Here is a 24,786-nt window from a genome sequence, read left to right as displayed (position 1 = left end):
CAAAACCTGAACGCCGCGTCAGGAATCCCCCGAGACCGCCCGGGACCGGCCCACACCGAATTTCCCTGAACAGTGTAAACCCCGTAAACCCCTCATCACATCCATGAAGCGCCGCACCTCTACCAACGGGCAGTTCAGAGCCTCTTGCCCCCCGCGCTGCAATCGCTAAGGACGACTCAGCAAGCCGCAAAGCACGCAACACAGGACAGAACGATGGCGACCTTCTCGCTCCCGAAGAACTCCACGATCACCGGCAAGGCCCGCCACCATGCGTCGGCCACCAACGGCAAGATCCGCAAGTTCAAGGTCTATCGTTACGATCCCGACAGCGGCGAAAACCCGCGTTACGACACGTTCGACATCGATCTCGACCAGTGCGGTCCGATGGTGCTCGATGCGCTGATCAAGATGAAGGGTGAACAGGACCCCACCCTCACCTTCCGCCGCTCCTGCCGCGAAGGCATCTGCGGTTCTTGTGCGATGAACATGAACGGTCGCAACGGCCTTGCCTGCACCACCGCGATCGAGGACCTCTCGGGCGAAATCCGCATCACCCCGCTGCCGCACATGGAAGTGATCAAGGACCTCGTCCCCGATTTCACCCACTTCTATGCGCAGTACGCTTCGATCCGTCCGTGGCTGCAGACTGTGTCGCCCACGCCTTCGGGTAAGGAGCGCCTGCAGTCGCCCGAACAGCGTGAAAAGCTCGACGGTCTTTACGAGTGCATCCTGTGCGCCTGCTGCAGCACCTCTTGCCCGAGCTACTGGTGGAACTCCGACAAGTTCCTTGGCCCCGCCATCCTGCTCCAGGCCTACCGCTGGCTGGCCGACAGCCGCGATGAAATGACCGGTGAGCGTCTTGACGAGCTGGAAGATCCCTTCCGTCTCTATCGCTGCCACACCATCATGAACTGCGCGAACGTCTGCCCGAAGGGTCTCTCGCCCGCGCGCGCGATCGCCGAAATCAAGAAGATGCAGGCCGAGCGTCTCGTCTGATCCGGTGAGTGCGCAAGCTTTCCGTTACGAACCGGCCGAGGATCACCCCGGCTGGTTCACCTGGAACCTGACCGACGAGACCCGCTTCAACGCCCAGACGATGGGCCGGATGCTGACGCGGATCGAGGAAGGCGCCGACGGCATCCGCCGCGCCCGCCTGCGCATGTTCCCGGAGCGCCGGCACTCCAACCTGCTCGATGCCGTCCACGGCGGCGTCACGCTCGCTCTCATGGACATCGCACTCTTCGCCGCCATGCGCACGCTCCTGTCTGGAGACGCTGCAGGCTCTGTCACCCTCGACCTGTCCAGCCAATTCATTGGCGCAGGCCAAATCGGCGAGCCTCTCGATGCGGTAACGGAAGTGCTGCGCGAAACCGGGCGCCTGGTGTTCTTGCGCGGTCTCGTCGTCCAGGGCCAGGACACCATCGCCGCCTACAACGGCACGATCCGCAAGCCGAGTCCGAAAAAGCCGATCGGACGATGACATCAGTCCTGTCCCGCTACCGCGAGCTGGTTGCCGCGGGTGAACTGCGGCCCGACCCTGAGCAGGCCGCCGCTGCGGCTCGGCTAGACGCGCTGCAGCAGGAATTGGAAACGCCGCCGCCCGCGCCCAGCCTGTTCGGCAAGCTCTTCGGTGCAAAGCCCGCGCCGCCGCCGCGCGGGGTATACATGTGGGGCGGCGTCGGCCGTGGCAAGTCCATGCTAATGGATCTGTTTCACGACAACCTGAACCTGCCTGCCAAGCGCCGTGCGCACTTTCACGAGTTCATGCTCGACGTCCACGCCCGCCTGCGCGAGGAGCGCAAGAAGGAAGGCGGCGATCCGATCCTGCCCGTGGCCGCGGCAATCGCTGCGGAAACGCGCGTGCTGTGCTTCGACGAGATGGTCGTCAACAACAGCGCCGACGCCATGATCATGAGCCGCCTGTTTACCGCGCTGATGGTCGAGGGCGGTGTAACAGTTGTCACCACCTCCAACCGCGCGCCGCAGGATCTCTACAAGAACGGTCTCAACCGCGAACACTTCCTGCCGTTCATTGCACTGATCGGGAGCAAGCTCGACGTGCTGACCCTGAACGGGCCTACGGACTACCGGCTCGAACGCATGAAGGGCGTCGGCACCTGGCATGTGCCGGTGGGTCCGGAATCGACGGCAAAGGTCCGCGAAGCATTTTTCCGGCTGACGGACTATCCGCCCGAGGACAGCGAGCATGTCCCGTCTTGCGACCTCGACGTCGGCGGCGGCCGCAAACTGCACGTACCGAAGAGCCTGAAGGGCGTCGGTGTGTTCAGTTTCAAGAAATTGTGCAGCGAAGCGCGTGGAGCGGCGGATTATCTGACAATCGCCCGCAACTTCCACACCGTGATCGTCGTTGCGATACCGCGTCTGGGCCCGGAACTGCGCAACGAGACAGCGCGCTTCATCACGTTCATCGACGCGCTTTACGAGCACAAGGTGAAGTTGATCGCCACCGCTGACGCCGAACCGGCAGAACTTTACGATTGGGGCGGAAAAGGCGACGACGAAGGTCGCTTCATGTTCGATCGCACGGTCAGCCGTCTGATCGAAATGCAGAGCCAGGACTATCTGGCGCTAGGTCACGGCGAAGACTGACGGGTCGGCAGCGTCAACCATTGACGCGCAGGCTGTTAACCACGAATCGGTTCAGACTTCGCGGTCGCTAAAATGAAACAGGCGCTGCCGCTTAGGAAGCGGGCAGCGCCTTTTCGTTTAACCTCTTGTTTTCAAAGAAAACCAGGGCCGAAATTACATTACTGGAACAGCCAGCGCAGGATTTCGATAACGGCGTTTACAGCGGACATTCGTGCCTCCATCCACGATTGGAGACACATGGTTAACACCGACTTGGATGGTTAACAACTTCTAAACGACACCAATCCGGCGCTGTCCCATTTTGAGAAGCCCCTGATAGAACTCTGGAAAAGCTTGCGGCCGGCCAAGGAAGTAGCCCTGCCCTACGTCACACCCCAGATCGACGAGGGCGCGGTAGGTCGCTTCATCCTCGATTCCCTCTGCCACGACGGTTTGGCCAAGAGCATGTGCCAGACCAATGGTTGCGCTGATGATGCTGCGTTCGCGATCGTGAGTCAGCAGGCGCGAAACGAAGCGCCGATCAAGCTTGAGTTCGTCGCTCGGCAAGTCTGCAAGGTACGCGAGGCTCGCCTCACCGGTCCCGAAATCGTCAATCGAGAGGCGGAAGCCCATGGCCCGAAGTTGGGACAGATTCTGAACTGCGGCCGGACGATTGCGCACGCTCGACGTTTCTGTCACTTCGATCGTCAAAAGCCTGGCATCGATGTTTCGGCGACGGACTATCTCGACAAAGTTGGAGACAAGGGATGGCTTGTCCACCATCTGCGCCGACAGGTTGATGCTCATCTGAAAAGGCCGACCGGCTGCGTTCAAAGCCAGTGCAGCCGTGATCGCCTCGTCCACCACCCAGTAGGTCAGGGCATCAATTCGCCCGGCGCGCTCGGCTTGCAGTATGAACGCATCGGGCGCGATCGGACCACGGGTGGGGTGATTCCATCGAATCAGAGCCTCAGCACCGCAAGGGCCACCCAGTCGCATGTCCCACTGGCTCTGATAGGCGAGCCAGATTTCGCCGTTGCGCAGTCCCTCATCGATGCGGGCATGGAGCGAAAGCTCCCAACTCGCTTCGGCAAGCCGTTCCGCTTCGAACAGTTCCACAGAGCGGCCAGAACTCAGCGCGTCGTTCGCGCTCGCGAGGGCCGAATTAACGCGAGTCTGAGCATCCAGCCCTTCATTTCGATCGAGGCCAAAATGGATGTTGGTGTCAAACGTGTAGGTACCGATCTGCAACGGCGCCGAAAAAAGCGCCCGCAAACCTTCAAGATGATTCAGCTGCATCTCGAGTGGACGCGCTTCCTCGGTCCACGCGAAATGACCACCTTCACCGTTGAAGATCGTCTCGATGCCCGAGCCGACTGACAATCTTCTCGCAATCTGGCGAGCGCATTCTCCATGAAGATCGCGGGGCAAGGTTGCGAGAATTTCCTCGTAGCGACCGATGACAGCGACGATGACGTCGCGTCCGACTTCGAAAGGCTGCGCGCTAAGCGCCAGAAGGTTGGGCAGCCCGGACGTGCTGGTATGCTGGACGCGGCGCACGCGCAATTGCCAGACGCGAGCACAGCCATAGATCACGAGCGACAAGAACGCTGCGCCAGTATCGACAGTGACACCGATAAGCTGGAGAGCCGGAGCAACTACGAAAGGCGCCAGCGCTGCAAGAGCGTGCAGTGCGAACTTCGACTTGCGTGAACTTGCGCGAGATCCCGCTTTGATCAGCAACCATACGATGACCAGCAGCGGAAGTTGCCCGAGAGAAAGCGAGATGGGCTTGGCCAGCCCGGATGCCCCGGCGATATCGACGGCCAGAGGGTGAATGCGTCCCTTGCCGTAATAACCGATTGTCGGGACGTTCTGGGACTGCGTAACCACGATCGTTCGGCCAGTCAGCAACCCAGGCGTGTAGGCACCATTGAGCAGCGTCCTTTCGCCGACTTTCGGGATCGTGTCCGGCTCGACCAGAAAATCGGGTTCGAAAGTGTCCTGAAGCCCCGAGTATTTCCCAGCAAGGGATGCCGCAAACGTGGCGTATTCGCGTCCGGCGATATTCACCGAGTACGGAGACGACACGGCATAATCGATAAAGTTGCCGTTCCACACAGAGACAACAACCGGCGCCACGTCCGCCAGCGCCTTGGGCGGCATGCGCACATCGCGAAGCGTGAACTGGTGGCCAAGACTCCCGACCGTCTGACCACGCGCCACCAGGGAAACCCCTGATCCAAACGATCTGATTGTTTCAGCCAACAGCTGATCGCCGGCTGTATCGGTGCCGTACTTTACGGGTGCGTCGACATAGACCCGGTAAGGCATCTGGGGACGAACCTGCTCCAGAACCCTCGCAAGTCTGGATGTCGCGACCGTGTCGGAATCCGGGTGATCGCTATCACTCCCAAGCTCCACGATGACCGTGGAATTGTTGGCTTGGTGTTGGTTCAGCTTGTGCCGAACATTCCAGAACACGTGATCAATTGGCGTCAAAAAATCGGTAAGCGCCAGCAACGCCGGAATCAGCAGCGCAAGGTACAGGGGGGTGCGCAGTTTCTTCAGCATGGACCCACGGGCGTTGTTTCCACACCCGATTAGTCCGCAATGGTGAAGATCACCTTACCAAGCAAATAGACTTAATGGCCGATCAACCAAGGCGATCCAAGGATTTCCGCAGCATGAGAAGCTGCCAGATCAATCGGCTGTGATCCGCCCGGCCCGCAATATGGGCTTCGGCAAGCGCGTCGATACGCGTGCTGTTGAACCAGCCCGTGGCAGCCAGCGAACCGCTGGCGGCAAGACCGCGCGCTTCTCCCGCCAGTGGGCCGCGCAGCCACTGCGCAATCGGCGTGACGAAACCCATTTTCGGGCGGAACAGGACGTCCTGCGGCAGATACCGGCGCATGGTCTGCTTCATCAGCCACTTGCCGGTGCTGCCGCGCACGCGCATTCGCTCCGGCAGGCGTGCGCCGAACTCCACAAGCCGATGATCGAGCAACGGTTCGCGCGCTTCCAGACTTACCGCCATGCTGGTGCGATCGACCTTGGTCAGGATGTCGCCGGGCATGTAGAACTTGAGGTCGGCATACTGGGCGCGGTCAAGGCCCGAGCGGGCGGGAGCCTTGCGCATCAATTCCATCAGCGGCTGTTCGGCGCGGTATTCGCCGCGCAGTGTCATGAAATCCGGGGTATACAGCGTGTCTCGCAGGTCTGCCGAGGTTACCGCAAGAGCACGTGCGTAACCTTCTTCGCCGCTGCCGGCGAGGCTGAGCAGCGTTGTCTTTGCACGAAAGGGGCGCGGCGCCCAATCGGCCTTCGGCCATAGGCGCCCCATGGTCCCGAACACCGGCTGTCGTACTGCCGCTGGCAACAGGCCCCTCGCCTGTTCCTCGCGGTGCTGGAACGTCTGCCTGCGGTAACCGGCGAATGCCTCGTCCGCGCCGTCGCCGGACAGGGCGACTGTCACATGCTCGCGCGCCAGCTCGCAGACCCGGAATGTTGGCAGCGCCGAAGCATCGGCGAAAGGCTCGTCGAACATTTGCGCTAGCCGATCGACCAGCGAGAAATCCTCGGGCGAAACCGTGCGTTTCCAATGCTGGGTGCGATACTGCGCTGCGATGCGATCAGCATAGGCGGTTTCATCGAGCGCGGCGACATCGAAGCCAATCGAACAGGTCTTGACCGGTGCCGTGCTTGCCTCGGCCATCAGCGCCACGACGCTCGAACTGTCTACCCCGCCCGAAAGGAATGCGCCCAAGGGCACGTCGGCGAGCATGCGCGACGTGACAGCCTCGCGCATATGGTGAAGGAGATGGGCTTCGAGATCCTGCTGGCTGCCGGTGGCACGATCGGCAAAGGACACGTCCCACCACTGAACCGGCGGCGACGGCGGCGCATCGGCTCGAAGCAACTGGTAATGCCCGGCAGCCAACTTCTGCACGCCCTTGAGGATCGAGCGGTGATCGGGGACATAGCCCCAGGCAAGGTAATCTTCGACAGCGAGCGGATCGATCTCGCGCCGCAGCGATGGATGTGCGAGCAGCGCCTTGAGTTCCGAACCGAAGATGACGGCGCCATCGGCCAGGCGCGCCGTGAACAGAGGTTTTACGCCGAAGCGGTCCCGCGCCAGCAAGGTGCTGCGCCGGCGCAAGTCGTGCAGCGCGAAGGCGAACATGCCATGAAGACGCGGGAGGCAAGCGACGCCCCAATGCCGCCACGCCTGGAGGATGACCTCAGTATCGCCATCGGTGCGGAAGCTTGCGCCGAGCGCTGTCAGATCTGCGCGAAGTTCCCGGTAGTTGTAGATTTCGCCATTGAAGACGATGACCGCATCGCCTTCAGCGGCAAGCATCGGCTGGGGCGATCCGGCGAGGTCGATGATGGACAGGCGGCGATGGCCGAGGCCCACGCCCGGCGCCGTCCAGACGCCTTCGCCATCAGGCCCGCGGTGGGCAATGGCATCGCACATCCGCCGGACCCTTTCCGGGTCGACAGGCTTGAGCCCTTCGGTATGGATGATTCCGGCTATTCCGCACATGCGAACGTGACCTAGCGCCCTGTGGCCGTGCGGTCCATCCACGCTTCGAGCGGCCCGATCGTGGCAATGGCTGCGCGGAGGGAGGCTTCGGCAGGTGGCTGGCCGGGAACCCCGTCTTCCGCCGACAGGATCAGCGCGGCCGTGCTGCGGGTCCGCAGCAGCAGGCGATCGGCGATGTTGCCAAGCTTGAGGCGGGTGTTGCTGCCGGTGAACAGCGGACCCGAGCGATAGTAGGTCTCGGCAAGGCGATGCACCGGGCCTGCCGCCTGGATGCGCTCGGCATGGCCCCCGGCGAGCGGAACGGCGGACCTTTCCCACGCCCAACCGCTGTCGAGAGGAATTGCGCCCTGACCGAAGCCACCCGCCTCGCGGCCATCTGCCTGCGCTGCGTAGAGCGCGAACGAAATGTCTACGACATGGCCTGAACCATCGCGGAAGCGGCCGAGGAGGACGTGCGATGCGCCGGTGTGCAGCGGTTTCCACGGCGCCTGAGGTGAATAATCGATCTGCTGCCAGCCCGGGATCGGGGCAAACTCTATGCGCGCGGGCATTGTCGCCTCAAGCCGACCGGCCCATGCGCTCCACCCGGTGAAGATCAGCGCCAGAGCAGCAAGCGCCGCCAACGCTCTCTGCGGCCCGATCCGATACTGGGAAAGCGCGCTCAGCAGACGGTTGGCCTTGATGGCTTCGGCATCGATCATGCGGTCGTCGATCGCGCGATCAAAAAAGCGCCAGGCGATGACCATGACCATGACCATGACCAGCGCGAAGAAGATCCAGCCGTAGAAGATATGATCGAACCCGGCGGCAAATTCGATGCCGCGGTGTTCGGCGATGAAGATGGTGCCCCAGGCCCGCACCCCGTTCGCCAGGATCGGCATGACGATGCTCAGCGCCATGAAGGCGATGCGTCGGCTCCACGAAGCGAAGCAGACGTTGGCGACCAAGGCGCCATAGGCGATCATCGCGATGAGGAATTTGACGCCCGAGCAGGCCTCGGCCACTTCGAAATAGCCGCCCGGCGTGGTGATGAACACGCCTTCGATGTGCGCCGGGACCTGGCTTGCGTCGAGCAGAGCCATTGTCATGTGTGCGGTGATCGTCTGCAGGTATGGGATCAACTCGTCGCCGGCCGGGACCAGAAAGAGAATGTAGGCGATCGGAAAAAGCAGGCCCGCGCAGACCCTCGGGCCGAGCAGCACCACAGCGCTCGCCTGCGCCATCAGGACGACGCCGAGCTGCGTGGCTAGTGACAAGCCCGCAAACGTCCCGAGCAGCCACAGGAACGCCGCCCCTGCGAAGAAGACCAGACCGGGCCACCAGCCTTGGGGCTCAAGCTTCATCACCTCGCGCCAGCGCAGCGAGATCAGCCACGCGAGTATGAAGGGGATGAGGAGGACGTGATTGTAGGTCGAGCTGTCCCACCACTGCAGGAACATCTCGCGCCAGTCGGAAGCGAAGAGTGCGACGTTGCCGGCCCAGGCAATGGCAAGGCAAGCGAGCGCGCGCCGCCACGTTGCGGGCAGATTTGCCCACCTGCGCTGGAGCGGGGCGTTCAGGGTCAGATCAGGCTGCGACACGTGAACCCTCAGGCCCCGCAAGGCCGAGCAATCCAGCGAGCGGGGCGAGGACCCCTGCCCAGCCACACTTCTCCACGACGAGAGCGCGGGCGGACTGGCCGATGGTCCCGGCACGAACCTTGTCGTGAAGCAGGCTGAGCGCGGCCTTTGCCAAAGCGTCGGCACCATTGGCGACGACCAGTTCCTGCCCATCGCGCGCAGGGATTCCGGTAGCGGCTTCGGGCGTGGCCAGCACCGGGCGGGCCATGGCCATGGCTTCAAGGACCTTGTTCTGTACCCCGCGCGCGATGGTCAGCGGTGCAACGACGAGGTCGGCTCCGGCAAGCCACGGGCGCACATCGATGACTGCACCGGTCACGCGAGTGCCGTGAACGCCTTCAAGGGCGCGAACGGCGAGGGTCGGCGCGCGGCCTACAACATTGAAGCGGGCCTGCGGGAAGACCGCGCGGATCTGCGGCATGACTTCACGGGCGAACATTTCGACGGCGGCGACGTTGGGCGGATAGTCCATCTGGCCGGTGAAGGTCAGCTGCGGCCCCTGCCCTTCAAGCTCGGGCGCCTTTGGCATCCCTTCGGGATCGAAGAAATCGGTATCAATGCCGTTGCCCAGCGCGAGGACCGTTGGATTCGCACCCGGCGAAAGACGATGGCGGAACAGCGCGGCTTCCTCGGGCGTCACCAGCAGGCTTGCATTGACACGGCGGGCAACATCGCTTTCGAAGCGGGACAGTAGACGGGCTTCGCGAGAGTAGAGCAGGCCAAGCGGAAAGCGTGCCTGCTGCGCGTAGGCCTCGAATTTGGCCGAATCGACGTCAACGAAGTCCATCACGACGCGGCCCGGAAAGTCCGCAGGGACGTACTGCGCCATCTGGCTGGAAAAAACGTAGATCGCCGAGATCGGGCGGGCGGCAAGAACTGTCGCCACGTAAGCCGAAATGCGCTTGTCCGCGAAGGCCGTCAGGCTGACCGGCTTGCCCGACGCCAGCGCCTCAAGCGCAGCGATCTTCAGCGAGCGCGACCGCCGGACGAGGCAATACGAAGCGGCGACGGTGGCAAGGTCCGGCTCGTGCCCCATGTCGCCCTCGTCATCGGCAAAGCACGCGACGTGAGCCGGTGCGAGGCCAGCAATGTGTCGCAGGACATGGCACGAGCGGATCTTGTCACCGCGATCGGGCGGAAACGGGATGCGATGGGCGAGGAACAGGACCTCGCTCATGCCAGGCCTTGCGCGATCAGCGGGCCGACACGATTGGCGAAGCCAAGTGGCAACTTCTGCCACAATGCGATCTTGGCCTTGTAGCGCGGGCTGAGCGGGTTGACGTCACGCGGGGCCTGCCCGTCGGCTGTCCACGTCGCATAGGCCAGCGGTTCTGGCGTGAAGCCCCAGTTGCGCTTGAAGTGATAGGCGCCGGTATCAACCTTCGAGCGGCCGAAATCGAACCGGTCACACCCACGCGCACGGGCGTGGTTCATCAGCGCGTAGTACATCACGTCATTGGCGCGCATCGTCCGCGCCGCGAAAGTGCCGCCGCCCCAATAGGGCATGACTGCGCCGCGATGATACAGGCTCAAGACCGAGGCAAGCGGCTGCCCTTCGTGAAGCACGGTCAGGATATCGGCCTCGTCAGCGAAAGCTTCCATGACCGCATCGAACAGGCGTTTCGGAAAGACCGGCGTACCGAGATTGCGCACAGACTCCGCGTAGACCGCGTAGTGCATGGCGCGGTCATCGGCGCTGTTACCCGTCCGGACTTCCATGCCGTGGCCAAGGCCGCGCCGGACTTCGGCGCGCTGCTTGCGCGGGATGGCGAGCAGTTGCGCTTCATCGTCGGAGGCGAGCGCGGTAACGAAGCCCGCGTGGCTGTCAGTCTTGACGTGCCAGCCGTCACCTTCCGGCAAAGGCCCCCCGCGAAGCTCCAGCGTCGGGCAATTCAGCCGCACTGCCAGTTCCTGCGCGGCGATGAACAGGGCCGGGCTGCCCTCGCCGACAACGCCGCCGCCGACACCAAAGCCGGTAGAGACCAGCGCGCGACCGAACAACGGCGAGTGGACTTCATGCATGGGCAGCACGGCGCGGATCGCAGCGTCCTGTTCCGAAATCAGGATATGGGTGCGGTGACCGGTCGCACGCTCGACCGCGTCCAGCCATTCTGGCCCGTGAAACGCGGTGGTATCGGGATGGTCCGCGAGAAAGCGGGCGATGGCCGCACTGTCACCAGGATCGCCTAGGCGAACGACAGAACTTGAAGGAAAGAACGGCGCGTTCATGCCGCGCGGCTTTCCGGAATGCGCGCAGCTTCGCTGGCCGCAACCTCGTCCATCCGACCCCAGCGGAACTCTCGCACCAGTCGCGCCAACTTGGCGGCCATGACGTCGAGATTGGTATAGTGCCGCAACTTCGACTTGAGCGGCGCAACCGGCGGACGCGGCTGATCCGGATCGATTTCCCAAGGGTGGAAATAGAACACGGCCGGGCGGCAATCGCGTTCGTTGACCTGCCGGATCGCCCACCGGGAAACGGCGTAAGGCAACAGCCGGAAGAAGCCTCCACCACCCGCCGCCATGCGACGGCCGGCGACTTCAGCAGTCGTGACCGGAATCTCGATCAGGTCAGCGCCTGCGACCGGACGGAAGGCAAAGCGCGGTGCCTCGCGCCAGCCATAGTGGTCATGCACGATCGGCGCGACCGAGGAGGAATAGACGTAGCCCTGCTCTGCCAGCACTTCGTGCGCCCAGGGGGTGCGGGCATCGATGGAGAAACTCGGCGCGCGATAGCCAGTGACGCGCTGCCCGGTGGTGTCTTCCAGAACCTTGCGCGCGCGCTCGATATCGGCGGCAAAGGCATTGCGGCCCAGGGTGAAGACGCGGGCATGGTCCCAGCCATGGCTGGCAATTTCGTGCCCGGCGCCAGCAATCTGGCGCATCATCGCGGGATAGCGCTCGGCAATCCAGCCGAGGGTGAAGAATGTGCCCTTCACGCCCGCTTCGTCGAACAGCGCGAGGATCTGCTGGCAATTGCGCTCGACGCGGCAAGCGAGCCCGTCCCAGTCCTTGCGATCGATCACGGTTTCGAACGCGCCGACCTGGAACCAGTCCTCGACGTCGACCGAGAGTCCGTTGAGTACCCGGCCGTTCAGCACCCCGGACGACATTGCTCTACCCCTTGCAGCAACGCTCAAGCAGCGGCGCGATGGAAGTCTTCAGCTTCGATCCACTCGATCAGCATGGTCAGCGTATGGCGGATCGCCTGCTCCTGCTCGCTGGTGCGCGATTCGAGCGCGGCAATCGTGCGCTGCGCTTCGGCAAGCGCCGCCAGAACGCCTTCATCGCCGGGACGCGCTTCGAGAGCGGCAATACGGCGGTTGGCTTCTTCAAGCTGCGCGGCGAGATCGAAGTCCGGCAGTGGCGCGACCGGCGCGGCGCGCATGTCGGCCAGTTCGATGATCGCTTGCTGCAATTCGGCAATCTGTTCGTCACGCTCGGCCAAAGCCGCGCGCCACGCGCTTTCGTCGATGGCCGGCACGGCAACTGCAGCAGCAGCAGGAGCAGCGGCAGGTTCAACCTGTGGCACTTCGGCCAAGGGAGCAGGTGTTACCGAGACTTGCGGCTTGCCGAATGCGCCATCGCCGGCAAGGTCTGCCAGCACGGCTTGCAGCATCGCCGCGTCGATATGATCGCGCTGTTCGACCGCGCCCATCAGCATCAGACGGTTGACGATCTGGTTGACCCGGCGGGGCACGCCACCGCTGGCCTTGGCAAGATCGGCATAGACGCGCGCATCGAACTGCGGACGCCCCTGCCAGCCGACCAGAGCAAGGCGATGCTCGACATAGCTGCCGACTTCGGCCGGCTCCATCGCGTCAAGATGATGCGAGGCGATGACGCGCTGGCGCAGTTGCTCGAGCTCGGGCGAGGTCTGGATCAGCGTGCGGAATTCGGGCTGGCCGAGCAGCAGGATCTGCAGCAGCGGGTGCGCGCCCAACTGGAAGTTGGAAAGCATGCGCAGCTCTTCGATCGCTTCGACCGAAAGGTTCTGCGATTCGTCGACCACCAGCAGGCAGCGACGGCCCTCGCGGGCTTCGTGATGAAGGAACGCCTCGATCTGTGCGAGGGCGGTGGCCTTGTCATGGCCGGCCACTTCCAGCCCGAAGGCGCGCGCGGCGACATGAATCAGTTCCTCGCCATCGAGCGCGGAAGTTACGATCTGGGCGGCGGTGAGTCGCTGGCGGTCAACCGTCGCCATGAGGTGCGCCGCGAGCGTCGACTTGCCCGCGCCGACCTCGCCGGTAATGACGATGAAGCCTTCCCCCTGGGCGAGGCCATAACCGAGGTAAGACAAGGCCTTACGGTGCGTTCCGCTCTCAAAATAGAAGCGCGGATCGGGCGTCAGCTGGAACGGACGGCCGGTAAGTCCATAAAATTCATCGTACATCGAAGCCGTCTCCGGGCATCAGAAGGAATAGCGCAGGCCAACAAGGCCCGATGCGATTACTTCATCTTCAATCACTTTACGGTTAACACTGTCCAAACCGACCGCTGCGGTCGCCACGAGGCGGTCTGTCAGGTTGCGGAAGTAGGCAGCGTTGACGCCGACAGTGGTCACGTCACCGAGGCTTGACGCCCCCGATTGGAACCACGCGGCATAGGCCGACACGCCAAAGCTCGACCGGCGGTCGATCGGGCCGTTGAGCCCGGCGTCGACATAGAAGCTTTCGTCCACCACGCCGTTTGCAGCGCCGAGAACGGAGTCCTCACGCGCGATGTACTTCCGGCGGATGTAGCCTGCGCCTACCCCGGCCTGAAGGCGGCCGATGCGGTGGGCATAGGTGGCGTTCACGCCGCGCGCGCGGAACACCGAACTCGCGACCGAGGACAGCGCGTTGTTGACGCAGCCACCGGATTCGGAACCGATCGCGCAGCCGCTGATCTGGCCGTTGAACGGATCGCGGTTGACCTGGAAATCGGTCGGCAGATCACGCAGTGCACGGTTCACCTGCCCGCCGAAGCCCGAGACGTTGTCGTAAACCGCAACGGTCAGCGAACTGCGCACGTTCGGGTTGTAGGAAAAGCTGCCGTAGTAGGTCGTGCTGTCATAGCGGCGACCGACGAAAGCAGAGAGCGCGGTGCGGCGGCTCGGCCGCCACATCACGCCGGCATCCCAGGTAAAACCTTCAGTGTCGTAAGCCAGCTTGCGCGCTTGCGACTTGTCGGTGACATAGCGGCCATTGCTGCCGATGACCGGATCGCCATTGGCATCGCGCACTGCGTCACGGGCCGACACTTCGACGTCCTCGTAACCGACCGCCCCGACCAGTGCGAGTTCCATGGTGACGGGATATGTCACCTGCACCCCGGCGCGCATGTCGCGCACGCGCTGGTCGAGATTGGTGACGTCTTCCTGATAGTACGATCCGCTGGCGGTGATACCGACCGGCAGCACGGTGTCTGGTGCTACGCCTGCCGAGACTTGCGCGGACTGCGACACGGAATCGTCAAAGATGTCGGTCAGTGCCTGCCCTGGCGCCAGCTGCAGCGCGTCCTTCTGCTGCACCTTGGTATAGCCGAGGATATAGGAGCCGGAGAGCGCAACATCGCCGACATGGGTCGAAACGGCGGGTCCGGCGTAGAGCGAGTAGACCTGGCTCACCGCGTCGTTGGCGGCGATCGGATTGAGCGTCGATGCGCCGCTGCCCTCGACGCGGGTACGGGCGGCAAGCCCGCCAGCTTCGACCGAGAGGGTGCGCGGGATCAGGTCATGCTTGACGCGAGCAAGGCCGGACAGCGTATCGCCATCGCGCACGCGATCGGTCTGCGAGATGCGCCGTTCATAGCGGACGGACACGGCGCCCTGGGTGCGGCGACCGTTGAGCGTCATGTCGACGCCGGCCGCGATGGTGCTGTAGGTCAGGACTTCGTCGCCGGGCGAGAGTTCCCACAGGACGTTCTGCGTCGCTTCGATATAGGGCGTGATCGTGGCGCGGGGGCCGCCCCCGGCCCCGCGCGAGGTCAGGCCGCCACCCTTTCGCGGAGCATCGGCCTTGCCCGACGGCGCATCGCCATCGACACTCTCGTAATCGAGCGACTGCGCCTGAAGCGGGCCAGCCACGAGCATCGCTCCGGCCAGCGCGAGCAGGCGCACAGGAAGCCGCATCCGGGTCATTCCTTGTATCCGTAGTAAGTGCCGAAGCGGCGCCCGGTGGTCGAGAACCGGGTGCCGTTAAGCAGGAGCTTGATGTCATCGCAGGCCGAAAGCAGGCTCACCGCATCGCGCAGCGCGGCCTCGCCGGTCATATCGGCCCGCACCACCATGACGGTCTGCCCGACATGGTTGGCCAGAACGCTGGCAGGCGAAGCGGCCAGCACCGGCGGCGAATCGAAGATGACCACGCGGTTGGGGGCGTGGGCCGTAAGCCGGGCCAGCACATCCTCGGTCCGAGCCGACGCGAGGTACTCGGTGTCCGACCCCGTCGCATTGCCGGCAGGCAGGACGTAGAGCCCGGCGATGTCGGTGCCGATCACGCAGTCTTCCACGGCAATGTCCGGATCGGCCAGCGCGTCCATCAGGCCCTTCCCGCCCGGCAGGCCGAGAGTCGAGAGAACCGAAGGCTTGGCGAAATCGGCATCGACCAGCAGGACTTCGGTGTCCTTCTCCGCCGCCATCGAGAGCGCGAGGTTGACCGCACAGAACGTCTTGCCCTCGCCCGGATGGGCCGACGCGACGAGGATGCGCTCGCCGTGCTCGACACGCTCGTCCGCAGCGGTGCGCAGCAGCTGGCGCTTCACGATGCGGAATTCCTCGAGCAGGCCAGTGACACCGCCCTCCGGTTCGATCAGGCACTGCTCGCGCAAATGCGCACGGTCGATCGCGTGGCGCTCCCCGGTGAAGGGGCGCACCGGCGGTTCGGACCTGACGACCGGTTCCGGCATGACAGGTTCGGCCATCGGCTTGGCCACTGGCACGACCTTCGGCACCGGCGCAGGCGGCAGGTCCGGCACAACCGGGCGCGTCAGCATGCGGAAATCGAACGTCCCCGAGGCGCGCTCGATCAGCGAGGGGCCGCTTGCCGGGAGAGGGATCTTGCTCTGATCGGTCATCGCATCTCTCCTCAGGCCACCATGCCACGCTTGAGCATCTCGACGCCGAGCAGGACGAAGAGGACGACGAACAGGCCCGCCACGCCGCCCGCCCAGTATTTCAGGCGCTTGGCGCGCAGGGCCCGCATATCGCGCGTGATCCCCTCGGAAATCGCGCCGAGCACGGGCAGGCCGGTGGCACGCTCAAGCTGGCCGGTGGTCGAATAGGCGGACTTGAGCTGGCCCAGCGCGAACGCGCCGCCACAGCCCGCACCAATGCCGACGATCAGCACAAGGAACAGCAGCAGCGGCCGGTCCGGCGCAGCAGGGCCACGAGGCATCGTCGGCGGATCGATCACCTCGAACTTCACAGCATCGCGCTCGGTCTCGACCTGGCCGCGCAGACGCAGCTGTTCACGGTCGCGCAGGAGCTTGTCGTACTGCTCCTTGAGCACATCGTAATCGCGGTTGATGCGCGCGGCTTCGGCAGCCACGGTCGGCTCGCTGTACTGCTGCGCGGTCAGTTGCGAGATTTCGGCCTGCAGCGATGCGCGGCGCGATTGGAGGGAGACGAGGCTGGCCTCGCGGTCGGCCTTGATCGATACCAGCGAGCTGTAGGCCGGGTTCGGCGCGCCGCCGCCACCGCCCTCGCCCGCCGCTGCCTTCTGCAGGTTGGCGATCTGCGCCTTGGCCGAAATCACGTCGGGGTGGCTGTCGGTCAGCCCCCGCGCGCGCATCGATCCAAGATCCGACATGGCCTGAGCCAGAGCGCCCTTGGCCCCGCCCGAAACCCCGGGAATGGCAATGGTCTGCGGCGTGCCCGAAAGCTGGCCGTTGATCGAGGCCAGCGCGCTCTGCGCCGCAAGCAGGTTGGATTCGACATCGCGCATCTGGTTGCGCGCCGCTTCAAGCCGGGTGGTGAGCGAACCGGCACCGGGGATGAAGCCGGCGTTCTTCGATTCGAACTCGGTGCGCTTGAGCTCAGCTTCTTCCAGCGCCTTCTTACGGTCGGCCAGTTGCTGGTCCATGAAGGCCAGCGTGTCGGTCATTTCGCCACGACCGCCCGCAAGGTTCTCCTCGCGGAAGATGTCGATCATCTTCTGGACAACGTCCTGCGCGAGCTTGGCATTCTCCGCGTCGTTGCGGCCGCCACCACCCGCCGTGCCGGTAATCTCGAACAGGTTGTCCTGCTGGCTGACCACCGTCACCTGCTTGCCGAGGCTCTCGACCGCAGACTGCATCTGCTTGTCGGTAGTGACCTTGTCGCCAAGCCGCGTGGCGCGGACCACCTTCTCAAGGTTGACCGCGCTGGTCAGGGTCTGGCGCACACGCTCGATATCGCGCTTGCGGTCACCACCGATGCCGATCTGGTCGGCCAGCACGTCATCGATCTGTACGAAGATGCGGGCCTTGGATTCATAGCTGTTGGGCACCATCGCCACAACCAGCCAGCCAAGCAGGCACACCGCCCAGGCAACTCCCAGCGCAATCCAGCGGCGATGCCAGATGCCGTGGAGCGCTATGCGCACTTCTTCGTAGATGCTGGTCATCGGGGCGCGCTCAGAACGTGCTCTCGGGGATGATGATCACGTCACCGGGCATCAGCAGCACGTTGGCCTTGGTATCGCCCTTGCGCAGCAGATCGCCGATGCGCACCGCATATTCCTTCTGCGCGCCCGACTGCTTGTCGAACCGCACCAGCCGCGCCTTGTTGCCGGCCGCGTATTCCGAAAGGCCGCCCACTGCGATCATCGCATCAAGCAGCGTCATGTTCGCGCGGAACGGGATCGAGGCCGGCTTTTCGGTGGCACCGACAATGCGCACCTGCTGGCTGAAGGTCCCGGCAAACTTGTTGACGATGACCGAGACGATCGGTTCCTGGATGTACTGCGAAAGCTGGAGCTTGATGTCCTCGGCCAACATCGACGGCGTCTTGCCGACGGCCGGCATGTCGGTGATCAACGGCGTGGTGATACGCCCGTCCGGCCGAACCTGCACGCTCGCGCCGAGTTCAGGATTGCGCCAGACGAAGATGGTCAGCTCGTCAAGCGGGCCGATCACGTATTCCTCGCCCGGCCCCTCCTGCAGCGCCACGAACGAGGCGGGCGGCAACTGCGGCCCCGCCCCAACCCCGCCGCAACCGGTCAGGGCAAGGCTCAACATGGCCGTTCCGGCAAGCATACGGGTCAGGCGGGAATTGAACGGCATGGACAGTCCTTCTTGCTGCGGTGCCCCCGCCCATCTGCCTTGTCGGCAACGGGCACGGGTCCGCAAATCACCGCTGGCTATCGCCAAAAAGGGTGAAGATTGCGTTAGCCTTGATTGCTTGAAGGCGTGACGCCAAGCGCCCATTCGCCGCCGTCCCGTAACGGGACTGGCATGGCGTCATCCGTTAACGGCCGGAACCTATACTCTTGTCAGACAAGCATTTCCGCAGCCGGACCCTGGCCCAGGAACATCGCCGGGCTGGCGCTCGCGCCATAGGCACCGGCGCAGAATATGGCGACAATATCGCCGACGTCAGCCCGCGGAAAACCGCCCTTGTCGGCCAGCCGGTCGAGCGGCGTGCACAGGCATCCGACGATGCTCGCCTCCTCATCCGCCGCCGCATCGAAGCGCGTGGCGATGGCACTGGGATAATTGCGCCGGACCACCGTGCCGAAGTTGCCCGAGGCGGCGAGTTGATGGTGCAGGCCGCCATCGGTGACGAGGTAGATCTCGCCATGGCTCTCCTTGCGATCAACCACGGTCGCCAGGTAAACGCCCGCTTCGCCAACAAGATAGCGACCGAGCTCGATGCAGAATGCCGTGTCACGCAGAACCTCCGGCAGATCGGCAAAGCGCTCGGCCAAGGCGGCGCCAACCGCGTTGATATCAACCGGCTCATCCCCCGGAAAATAGGGAATGCCAAAACCCCCGCCGAGATTGCACTTCGGCAGCGTCACCCCGGTTTCCTCGGCCAGGCGCGCGGCCAGTGCCAGGGTCTGCCCCTGCGTTTCGATGATCGCATCGGCCGAAAGCGCCTGACTTCCGGCAAAGATGTGAAAGCCTTGCCAGTCCGCCCCCGCAGCGATCAGCTTGCGTGCGAGCGCCGGTACTCGGGCCGCATCTATGCCAAACGGCTTGGCCCCGCCGCCCATCTTCATGCCCGACCCTTTGAGGTCGAAATCCGGATTGACCCGAATGGCAAGCCGCGGACGAAGGCCCAACCGCTCAGCAATGGCCAGCGCGCGGCTCGCCTCACCCTCGGATTCGAGGTTCAGCGTCACCCCTGCCAAGATAGCGGCTTCAAGCTCCGCGTCACGCTTTCCCGGCCCGGCAAAGCTGACCAGCGCCGGGTCGATCCCCGCCTCCCGGACGATTGCGAGTTCGCCGCCCGAGGCAATGTCGAAGCCGTCGACCAACCCGAGCATATGCTTTAGCAAAGGTCCGTAAGGATTTGCTTTGACAGCATAATGAATGGAAAGGCGGTCCGGCATCGCTGCGCGCAATGCCGCAACCCGCGCCGTCAACAGCTCGTGCGAATACACGAACAGAGGCGTCGTGCCTGCTTCGGCGACGAGCTCTGTCACCTTGCGCCCGGCGACTGCCAGCACCCCGTCGACAGAGGTGTAACCCGAAGGAATGGGGCCAAGCGGCTTCATGGCTGCATCTCCTCGGCCAGTTCAGCGGCCAGTGCAACCCGGTCAAGCTTACCATTGGGACTGACGGGCATTACCTCGCGCCAATGTACGTGACGCGGCACCATGAAGTTCGGCAAGGCGCGGGTCAGCGCCGGAACCAGGCCATCCTTGTCGGCACCGGGCATCGCGCGCGCCACGAGATGGATTGCTTGCCCAAGTTGCGGATCCGGCAAGCCGAGCGCGACGGCCTCAGCGACGATCCCGGTGGCAACTGCGGCTTCTTCCACTTCCTGCGGGCTCACGCGATTGCCGCTGGTCTTGATCATCGCGTCGCGCCGCCCGACGAAATGCAACAGTCCTTGGGGATCGCGCTTCACCCGGTCTCCCGACCAGACGGCCATGCCGCCAAGCTTGGAGCATGCAGGCGCGGGCTTGAAACGCTCCGCCGTGCGCTCGGCATCCTGCCAATACCCTTGCGCGACGAGCGGCCCGGCATGGACCAATTCGCCTTCCTCCTCGGCATGAGCTTCGTCCCCCAAGTCATTGACGACCAGCACTTCTGCAAAGGGGATTGCGCTTCCGATCGAGGTTGGATGCTCGTCCACCAGCGCGGGATCGAGATAAGTCGATCGGAAGGCTTCGGTCAGCCCATACATCGGATAGAGGTCGGCCGCTGGAAACTTCGCCCGCAACGCTCGGACCAGCGATGGCGTCAATGCTCCGCCGCTGTTTGTCAGCCGCCTCAGCGATTGCGCGGCTTCCCGCGGCCAGTCCAGTTCCACCAGCTGCAGCCAGAGTGGTGGCACGGCAGCAATGGTGGTGATACCGTGCCGGGCCACAGCCTTCACCACATCGCGCGGCGTGAGGTAATCCAGCGGCACCACGCTGCCCCCGGCGTACCATGTGGAAAGCAACTGGTTCTGGCCGTAATCGAACGCCAGCGGTAGCACGGCGAGCACGCGGTCTTGCGGCCTGACCTTCAGGTAGTGCGCAACGCTCACTGCCCCCAGCCAGAGGTTGGCCTGGCTGAGCATCACACCCTTCGGACGCCCTGTAGAGCCACTGGTATAGAGGATGGCGGCAAGACTATCGCGCTCTGCACCGGACGGCGGAAGCTCGCCACCATCGGCTTCGACTTCAGCCCAGAGCGCGGCTTCCTCGATCACCGGGCAAGGTGCGTCGCACTCTTCCAGCGTATCGAGCCGGCCCTTGTTTGCGATCAGCAGCGCCGCTCCGCTGTCGGCGAGAATATGCGCGACCTGCGCGCGCTTCAGCAGCGGATTGACCGGTACGTGGACCAACCCTGCTCGCACAGCAGCGAGTGGCATCAGGCAGGCGAGTTCGGTCTTGGGCAGCCACGTCGCCACCCGCGCGCCCGTTTCGCCGACGCGCGATTTCAACCACTTCGCAAGGGTTCCTACACGCGCATTTAACGCTTCATGGCTAAGCGTGCGGTCCTTGAGCACCAGTGCAGGGGCATTTCGCTCGCCGCGCAGGGCAAGGTGGTCGAGCGGATACACAGTGGGATCGGGCGTTTCGGGCACTCGGTTCTCGATAGGGAATGGCACAAGCGTTGGACGTCTATCACGCCAGTCTTAAGGAAGCGCAAGCAGACCCGCGCGTGATCGCGGTGCAAGGCGCTTCGCCGTTCGAGCGGCTCGACTGGCTGGCCTTGCTCACATCGCATTGCCTCGACGAGAAAAAAGCGCGGGTCACCATCGCTGCGGATGCGCAGGGATGTACCGCCCTGCCCTGGCTCGAAGGCAAAGGGCGGATCACTGCGCTTGCCAATTGGTACAACTTTTTCGTTGGATTTCTGGGAGATGAGATTCGTCTTTCGGAGATCGTGCGAAGACTGCCTCATGGCCGAGCGCTGTTCGCCCCCTTGCCCAAGGATGACGCCGCTGCCCTTGCTGAGGCATTCCGCAAGGCGGGCTGGATGGCACTGGTCGAGCCTTGCGACAGCAACCACATCCTTGCCGTGAATGGTCGCAGTTTCGCCGAATACTGGGCTGACCGTCCCGGCGCGCTGCGCGAAACCGTCCGCCGCAAGAGCCGCAAGGGCGAAGTGAACCTGAGGCTCGTCACGCAATTTTCCCAAACCGATTGGGATGCTTACGAGGCAATCTACAGGTTGAGCTGGAAGCCTGGCGAAGGGTCGCCGGATTTCCTGCGGGCCTGGGCCGAAATGGAAGGCAAGACTGGTCGCTTGCGACTTGGCATTGCCGAGGTTGCCGGCCAACCAGTTGCCGCGCAATTCTGGACGGTCGAGGGCGGCACCGCGTTCATTCACAAGCTTGCGCATGATGAACGCTTCCGCAAGCAATCGCCGGGGACCCTGCTCAGCGCGGCCATGTTCGAGCATGTGATCGACCGCGATGGCGTGTCGCTGATTGATTTCGGCACAGGGGATGATCCGTACAAGCGCGACTGGATGGAAGATGTGCGGGTGCGCTGGCGGGTTCGGGCATGGAGAAAGTCGTCGGTCCGTCATTGGCCTTCGTTGATCCGTGCTCTGGCAGCGCAAAGGCTGCGCCCCCTTGTCTCCCGGAACCACCATGGTTAAGGGCCCGATGAAACTGATAACGGCAGCTGGACACTGATGAGCGACACCGACAGCACCCTGCGCGCGATCCTCAAGGACGTTCTTGGCCTCACGGCCGAGCGCGTGGCCGCTTTCGATGCGTCCACCGGCCTGTTCGGAGAACTGCCCGAGCTTGATTCGATGGCCGTGGCCGGCCTGCTTACCGAGATCGAGGACAGGCTCGACATTGTGATCGAGGACGACGAGGTCGATGGCGAACTGCTCGAGACCTTCGGCAATCTGCGATCTTTCCTGGAAGCCAAAGTCACGGCGTGATTGCGCGCTGGCCTTGCCCCGGCCCCGAAGGCCAGAGCGAGGAGTATGCGCTTGCCTTCGATCGCGGCCGCGAGAAACGGCTGCTGATCGTCCCGCCCCTATTCGATGAAGCCAACCGCATGCGGCGGATGCTGGTCGATGCCATGCGCCTGCTGGATGACGCAGGCGTCGACACGTTCCTGCCCGACCTGCCCGGCTGCCATGAAAGCCTGCAGCAGTTCGAGGCGCAGAGCCTCCACGGCTGGCGCAGCGCGATGCAATTGGCTTCAAGTCACTTCCGTGCGACCGACGTGCTGGCGGTGCGCGGCGGCGCGCTGGTGTTTCCCAATGCGCTGCCGGGCTGGGCGCTGGAACCCGCGAAGGGCGCAACGATCCTGCGCCAGATGATCCGCGCACGCGTAATCGCCTCACGCGAAGCGGGCGTGAATGAGGACAGCGCGGCGTTGCTCCAACTCGGCCGCAGCGAAGGACTGGAACTCGCCGGGTGGCGCTGCGGTGCGTCGCTTATCGCCGGGCTGGAGAACGCCTTGCCACAGGTCGAAGGGCATCACCTCATTGCGCAAAACCGGTTGGGCGGTGGTGGGCTGTGGCTGCGCGCGGAGCCTGCAGCAGCGCCCGAACAGTCCGCCGCCCTCGCCCGCGTGATCCTGTCCGAGATCGACGCGTGACCCGGCGCCACCTCACCTTCACCTGCGAGGGCGCGACGCTGATCGGCACGCTGGACCGCGAGGCCGCAAGTCACTCGACTGGTCTGCTGATCGTCTCCGGCGGCAATGAACTGCGCTCAGGCGCTTGGAGCGGACAGGCGCAACTGGCCGCCCGGATCGCCAGCGAAGGCTATCCGGTGTTTCGTTACGACCGGCGCGGCGTCGGTGACAGCCAGGGCGAGAATCGCTCGTTCCGCCACTCCGGGCCGGATATTGCAGCGGCGCTGGCCGCATTCCGTTCAGCGGCACCGCACGTTTCGCGCATCGTCGCGTTCGGCAATTGCGATGCGGCCGCAGCGCTGACGCTCAATGCGCCTGCACTGGCAGTGGATGCCCTCGTTCTCGCCAACCCTTGGACGATAGATGGCGAGGAAGCGCCAAACGCCATGCCCGCGTCGGCCATCCGCAGCCGCTATCTCGCCAAGCTCGCCAACCCGCGTGAGGTCTGGCGGCTGCTCACCGGCGGGGTGAACCTCGGGAAGCTGGCCAAAGGATTGCGCACTGCGGCCTCGTCAGCCCCGGCTCCCGCTGGCCTTGTCGACGAGATGAAGACCGGCCTTGCAGCTTTCAACGGGCCTGCAACGATCCTCCTCGCCAGCCGCGACCGAACGGCGCAGATGTTCAGCGAAGTCTGGGACAACGCAGACCCGCGCATTCAGCGCATCGACACCGCGTCACACAGCTTTTCAGACGAAGCCGCGCGCGAATGGCTTCACGCGCGGCTGATCGAAGTGCTCAGGCCTTAAACTGCTGCGACTTCCGCCTGGGCAGCCTTGAAGTCCAGTTCGGCAAGGAAGCGCTCGGAATCGAGCGCGGCCATGCATCCGGTGCCCGCCGCCGTCACAGCCTGGCGGTAGGTGTGGTCCATCACGTCACCGCAGGCAAAAACGCCCGGGATGGCGGTCTTCGGCGTGCCGGGTTCGACCACGATGTAACCGCTCTCGTCGAGTTCCAGCTTGCCCTTGAACAGTTCGGTCGCCGGAGCATGACCAATCGCCACGAACGCGCCGTCCGTCTCGACCACGCTTTCCGCGCCCGTGACTGTGTCGACCACCTTCACCCCGGTCAGGCCCTTGCCCGCCTCGCCAATGAAGCTGTCGACCTTGGCGTTCCACAACACCTTGACGTTGGGGTGCGCGAACAGGCGATCCTGCAGGATGCGTTCGGCGCGCAGGGAATCGCGGCGGTGGATCAGCGTCACGTCGGGCGAATGGTTGGTAAGGTAGAGCGCTTCCTCGACCGCGGTGTTGCCGCCGCCGATCACCACGACCTTCTTGCCGCGATAGAAGAACCCGTCGCAGGTGGCGCAGGCCGAAACGCCTTTGCCAGAAAACTCCTGCTCGCCCGGAACGCCCAACCACTTGGCCTGCGCGCCGGTGGCGATGACCAGAACATCGCCTTCATAGATGTCGCCGCTGTCGCCGACGGCACGGAACGGGCTGCCGTCCATGTTCACTTCGAGGATCGTGTCCCACATCATCCGGGTGCCGACATGTTCGGCCTGGGCCTGCATTTCCTGCATCAGCCACGGCCCCTGAATCACATCGCGGAAGCCGGGATAGTTCTCGACATCGGTGGTGATGGTCAGTTGGCCGCCGGGCTGCAGCCCCTGCACCACGATCGGCTGCATCCCTGCGCGCGCGCCATAGATCGCGGCAGAAAGCCCGGCCGGGCCGGAACCGATGATGAGCATGCGGGTCTTGTGCGTGGTCGCCATGGGAAAAGTCCTCCAGTCGCCAGCGAGATAAGCAGCGCGCGGGCCAAAAGCCAGTCCGCGCCCCCCGCTTTTTCCGCAGCTATCGGACAG

The 24,786-nt window shown here is 64.0% G+C and carries 21 protein-coding genes; 7 read left to right on the top strand and 14 right to left on the bottom strand.

Features of this window, described 5'->3' with window-relative positions; all coding sequences use genetic code 11:
* The first annotated feature begins 213 nt into the window (after positions 1–213).
* The 3 genes from HGI46_RS03695 to zapE are packed head-to-tail and all read left to right on the top strand — an operon-like array spanning position 214 to position 2,610.
* The gene (locus HGI46_RS03695; RefSeq protein ID WP_118074092.1) at positions 214–996 is read left to right on the top strand and encodes a succinate dehydrogenase iron-sulfur subunit; all 783 of its coding nucleotides are present in this window, start codon (positions 214–216) and stop codon (positions 994–996) included.
* A gap of 4 nt (positions 997–1,000) precedes the next feature.
* Positions 1,001–1,480 carry a PaaI family thioesterase gene (locus HGI46_RS03690; RefSeq protein ID WP_168903172.1) on the top strand — a complete coding sequence of 160 codons (480 nt, stop codon included), beginning with the start codon at positions 1,001–1,003 and terminating at the stop codon, positions 1,478–1,480.
* Complete coding sequence (gene zapE / locus HGI46_RS03685; RefSeq protein WP_168903171.1) at positions 1,477–2,610, top strand: cell division protein ZapE; 1,134 nt, start codon at positions 1,477–1,479, stop codon at positions 2,608–2,610. Before HGI46_RS03690 ends, zapE begins: the two co-directional genes overlap by 4 nt.
* Before the next feature lie 270 nt (positions 2,611–2,880).
* On the opposite strand, the gene HGI46_RS03680 is transcribed toward zapE, so the two are convergent.
* The 13 genes from HGI46_RS03680 to HGI46_RS03620 form a co-directional block, all read right to left on the bottom strand.
* Entirely contained in the window at positions 2,881–5,163 is a 2,283-nt protein-coding gene (locus HGI46_RS03680; RefSeq protein ID WP_240946574.1) for an EAL domain-containing protein, read from the bottom strand.
* Positions 5,164–5,245: 82 nt separating this feature from the next.
* Complete coding sequence (locus tag HGI46_RS03675; protein ID WP_168903170.1) at positions 5,246–7,135, bottom strand: XrtA/PEP-CTERM system amidotransferase; 1,890 nt, start codon at positions 7,133–7,135, stop codon at positions 5,246–5,248.
* 11 nt (positions 7,136–7,146) lie between these two features.
* Complete coding sequence (xrtA, locus tag HGI46_RS03670) at positions 7,147–8,715, bottom strand: exosortase A (RefSeq protein WP_346766667.1); 1,569 nt, start codon at positions 8,713–8,715, stop codon at positions 7,147–7,149.
* Positions 8,702–9,931: a TIGR03087 family PEP-CTERM/XrtA system glycosyltransferase gene (locus HGI46_RS22050; RefSeq protein ID WP_168903169.1), complete on the bottom strand. Its 1,230-nt coding sequence runs from the start codon at positions 9,929–9,931 to the stop codon at positions 8,702–8,704. Before HGI46_RS22050 ends, xrtA begins: the two co-directional genes overlap by 14 nt.
* Positions 9,928–10,983, bottom strand: coding sequence for a FemAB family XrtA/PEP-CTERM system-associated protein (locus HGI46_RS03660; RefSeq protein WP_168903168.1), 1,056 nt, complete (start codon positions 10,981–10,983; stop codon positions 9,928–9,930). Before HGI46_RS03660 ends, HGI46_RS22050 begins: the two co-directional genes overlap by 4 nt.
* On the bottom strand, positions 10,980–11,867 hold the full coding sequence (locus tag HGI46_RS03655; RefSeq protein ID WP_168903167.1) for an XrtA system polysaccharide deacetylase: 888 nt from the start codon (positions 11,865–11,867) through the stop codon (positions 10,980–10,982). The genes HGI46_RS03660 and HGI46_RS03655 overlap by 4 nt, the downstream gene beginning before the upstream one ends.
* Before the next feature lie 23 nt (positions 11,868–11,890).
* Complete coding sequence (locus HGI46_RS03650) at positions 11,891–13,147, bottom strand: XrtA/PEP-CTERM system-associated ATPase (protein ID WP_168903166.1); 1,257 nt, start codon at positions 13,145–13,147, stop codon at positions 11,891–11,893.
* An 18-nt stretch (positions 13,148–13,165) separates the two neighbouring features.
* Entirely contained in the window at positions 13,166–14,866 is a 1,701-nt protein-coding gene (locus tag HGI46_RS03645) for a preprotein translocase subunit YajC (protein ID WP_240946572.1), read from the bottom strand.
* Positions 14,867–14,871: 5 nt separating this feature from the next.
* The gene (locus HGI46_RS03640; protein WP_168903164.1) at positions 14,872–15,810 is read right to left on the bottom strand and encodes an AAA family ATPase; all 939 of its coding nucleotides are present in this window, start codon (positions 15,808–15,810) and stop codon (positions 14,872–14,874) included.
* An 11-nt stretch (positions 15,811–15,821) separates the two neighbouring features.
* Positions 15,822–17,339, bottom strand: a complete 1,518-nt coding sequence (locus tag HGI46_RS03635; protein ID WP_168903163.1) for an XrtA system polysaccharide chain length determinant — start codon at positions 17,337–17,339, stop codon at positions 15,822–15,824.
* 10 nt (positions 17,340–17,349) lie between these two features.
* Positions 17,350–17,997: an XrtA/PEP-CTERM system exopolysaccharide export protein gene (locus HGI46_RS03630; RefSeq protein ID WP_168903162.1), complete on the bottom strand. Its 648-nt coding sequence runs from the start codon at positions 17,995–17,997 to the stop codon at positions 17,350–17,352.
* A gap of 209 nt (positions 17,998–18,206) precedes the next feature.
* On the bottom strand, positions 18,207–19,433 hold the full coding sequence (locus HGI46_RS03625; protein WP_118074100.1) for a pyridoxal-dependent decarboxylase, exosortase A system-associated: 1,227 nt from the start codon (positions 19,431–19,433) through the stop codon (positions 18,207–18,209).
* A complete protein-coding gene (locus HGI46_RS03620; protein WP_168903161.1) occupies positions 19,430–20,956 on the bottom strand; it encodes an acyl-CoA ligase (AMP-forming), exosortase A system-associated in 1,527 nt (508 codons plus the stop codon). The genes HGI46_RS03625 and HGI46_RS03620 overlap by 4 nt, the downstream gene beginning before the upstream one ends.
* 17 nt (positions 20,957–20,973) lie before the next feature.
* Between HGI46_RS03620 and HGI46_RS03615 the strand changes: the two genes are divergently transcribed.
* Genes HGI46_RS03615 through HGI46_RS03600 form a run of 4 tightly spaced genes read left to right on the top strand, consistent with a single transcriptional unit; the run spans position 20,974 to position 23,725 of the window.
* The gene (locus HGI46_RS03615) at positions 20,974–21,978 is read left to right on the top strand and encodes a GNAT family N-acetyltransferase (RefSeq protein ID WP_168903160.1); all 1,005 of its coding nucleotides are present in this window, start codon (positions 20,974–20,976) and stop codon (positions 21,976–21,978) included.
* A gap of 36 nt (positions 21,979–22,014) precedes the next feature.
* The gene (locus HGI46_RS03610; protein WP_205525194.1) at positions 22,015–22,272 is read left to right on the top strand and encodes an acyl carrier protein; all 258 of its coding nucleotides are present in this window, start codon (positions 22,015–22,017) and stop codon (positions 22,270–22,272) included.
* Positions 22,269–22,940, top strand: coding sequence for a hypothetical protein (locus HGI46_RS22045; RefSeq protein WP_168903159.1), 672 nt, complete (start codon positions 22,269–22,271; stop codon positions 22,938–22,940). Before HGI46_RS03610 ends, HGI46_RS22045 begins: the two co-directional genes overlap by 4 nt.
* The gene (locus HGI46_RS03600) at positions 22,937–23,725 is read left to right on the top strand and encodes a hydrolase 1, exosortase A system-associated (RefSeq protein ID WP_168903158.1); all 789 of its coding nucleotides are present in this window, start codon (positions 22,937–22,939) and stop codon (positions 23,723–23,725) included. The genes HGI46_RS22045 and HGI46_RS03600 overlap by 4 nt, the downstream gene beginning before the upstream one ends.
* Here HGI46_RS03600 and trxB read toward each other — a convergent pair.
* The gene (gene trxB / locus HGI46_RS03595) at positions 23,722–24,696 is read right to left on the bottom strand and encodes a thioredoxin-disulfide reductase (protein WP_168903157.1); all 975 of its coding nucleotides are present in this window, start codon (positions 24,694–24,696) and stop codon (positions 23,722–23,724) included. The genes HGI46_RS03600 and trxB overlap by 4 nt on opposite strands.
* Positions 24,697–24,786 lie beyond the last annotated feature (90 nt).

This window comes from Novosphingobium sp. ERW19, assembly GCF_012641315.1.
Taxonomy (GTDB): Bacteria; Pseudomonadota; Alphaproteobacteria; order Sphingomonadales; family Sphingomonadaceae; genus Novosphingobium.
This window is presented reverse-complemented; position numbering and strand designations above follow the sequence as displayed.

Coding starts and splice junctions, on each gene's coding strand:
- HGI46_RS03660 (WP_168903168.1), bottom strand. CDS start 10,983: ATGAACGCGCCGTTCTTTCCTTCAAGTTCTGTCGTTCGCCTAGGCGAT.
- HGI46_RS03610 (WP_205525194.1), top strand. CDS start 22,015: ATGAGCGACACCGACAGCACCCTGCGCGCGATCCTCAAGGACGTTCTT.
- HGI46_RS03655 (WP_168903167.1), bottom strand. CDS start 11,867: ATGTCGTCCGGGGTGCTGAACGGCCGGGTACTCAACGGACTCTCGGTC.
- HGI46_RS03640 (WP_168903164.1), bottom strand. CDS start 15,810: ATGACCGATCAGAGCAAGATCCCTCTCCCGGCAAGCGGCCCCTCGCTG.
- HGI46_RS22050 (WP_168903169.1), bottom strand. CDS start 9,931: ATGAGCGAGGTCCTGTTCCTCGCCCATCGCATCCCGTTTCCGCCCGAT.
- HGI46_RS03680 (WP_240946574.1), bottom strand. CDS start 5,163: ATGCTGAAGAAACTGCGCACCCCCCTGTACCTTGCGCTGCTGATTCCG.
- HGI46_RS03650 (WP_168903166.1), bottom strand. CDS start 13,147: ATGTACGATGAATTTTATGGACTTACCGGCCGTCCGTTCCAGCTGACG.
- zapE (WP_168903171.1), top strand. CDS start 1,477: ATGACATCAGTCCTGTCCCGCTACCGCGAGCTGGTTGCCGCGGGTGAA.
- HGI46_RS03695 (WP_118074092.1), top strand. CDS start 214: ATGGCGACCTTCTCGCTCCCGAAGAACTCCACGATCACCGGCAAGGCC.
- HGI46_RS03675 (WP_168903170.1), bottom strand. CDS start 7,135: ATGTGCGGAATAGCCGGAATCATCCATACCGAAGGGCTCAAGCCTGTC.
- HGI46_RS03630 (WP_168903162.1), bottom strand. CDS start 17,997: ATGCCGTTCAATTCCCGCCTGACCCGTATGCTTGCCGGAACGGCCATG.
- HGI46_RS03645 (WP_240946572.1), bottom strand. CDS start 14,866: ATGCGGCTTCCTGTGCGCCTGCTCGCGCTGGCCGGAGCGATGCTCGTG.
- HGI46_RS03635 (WP_168903163.1), bottom strand. CDS start 17,339: ATGACCAGCATCTACGAAGAAGTGCGCATAGCGCTCCACGGCATCTGG.
- HGI46_RS03615 (WP_168903160.1), top strand. CDS start 20,974: ATGGCACAAGCGTTGGACGTCTATCACGCCAGTCTTAAGGAAGCGCAA.
- trxB (WP_168903157.1), bottom strand. CDS start 24,696: ATGGCGACCACGCACAAGACCCGCATGCTCATCATCGGTTCCGGCCCG.
- HGI46_RS03625 (WP_118074100.1), bottom strand. CDS start 19,433: ATGAAGCCGCTTGGCCCCATTCCTTCGGGTTACACCTCTGTCGACGGG.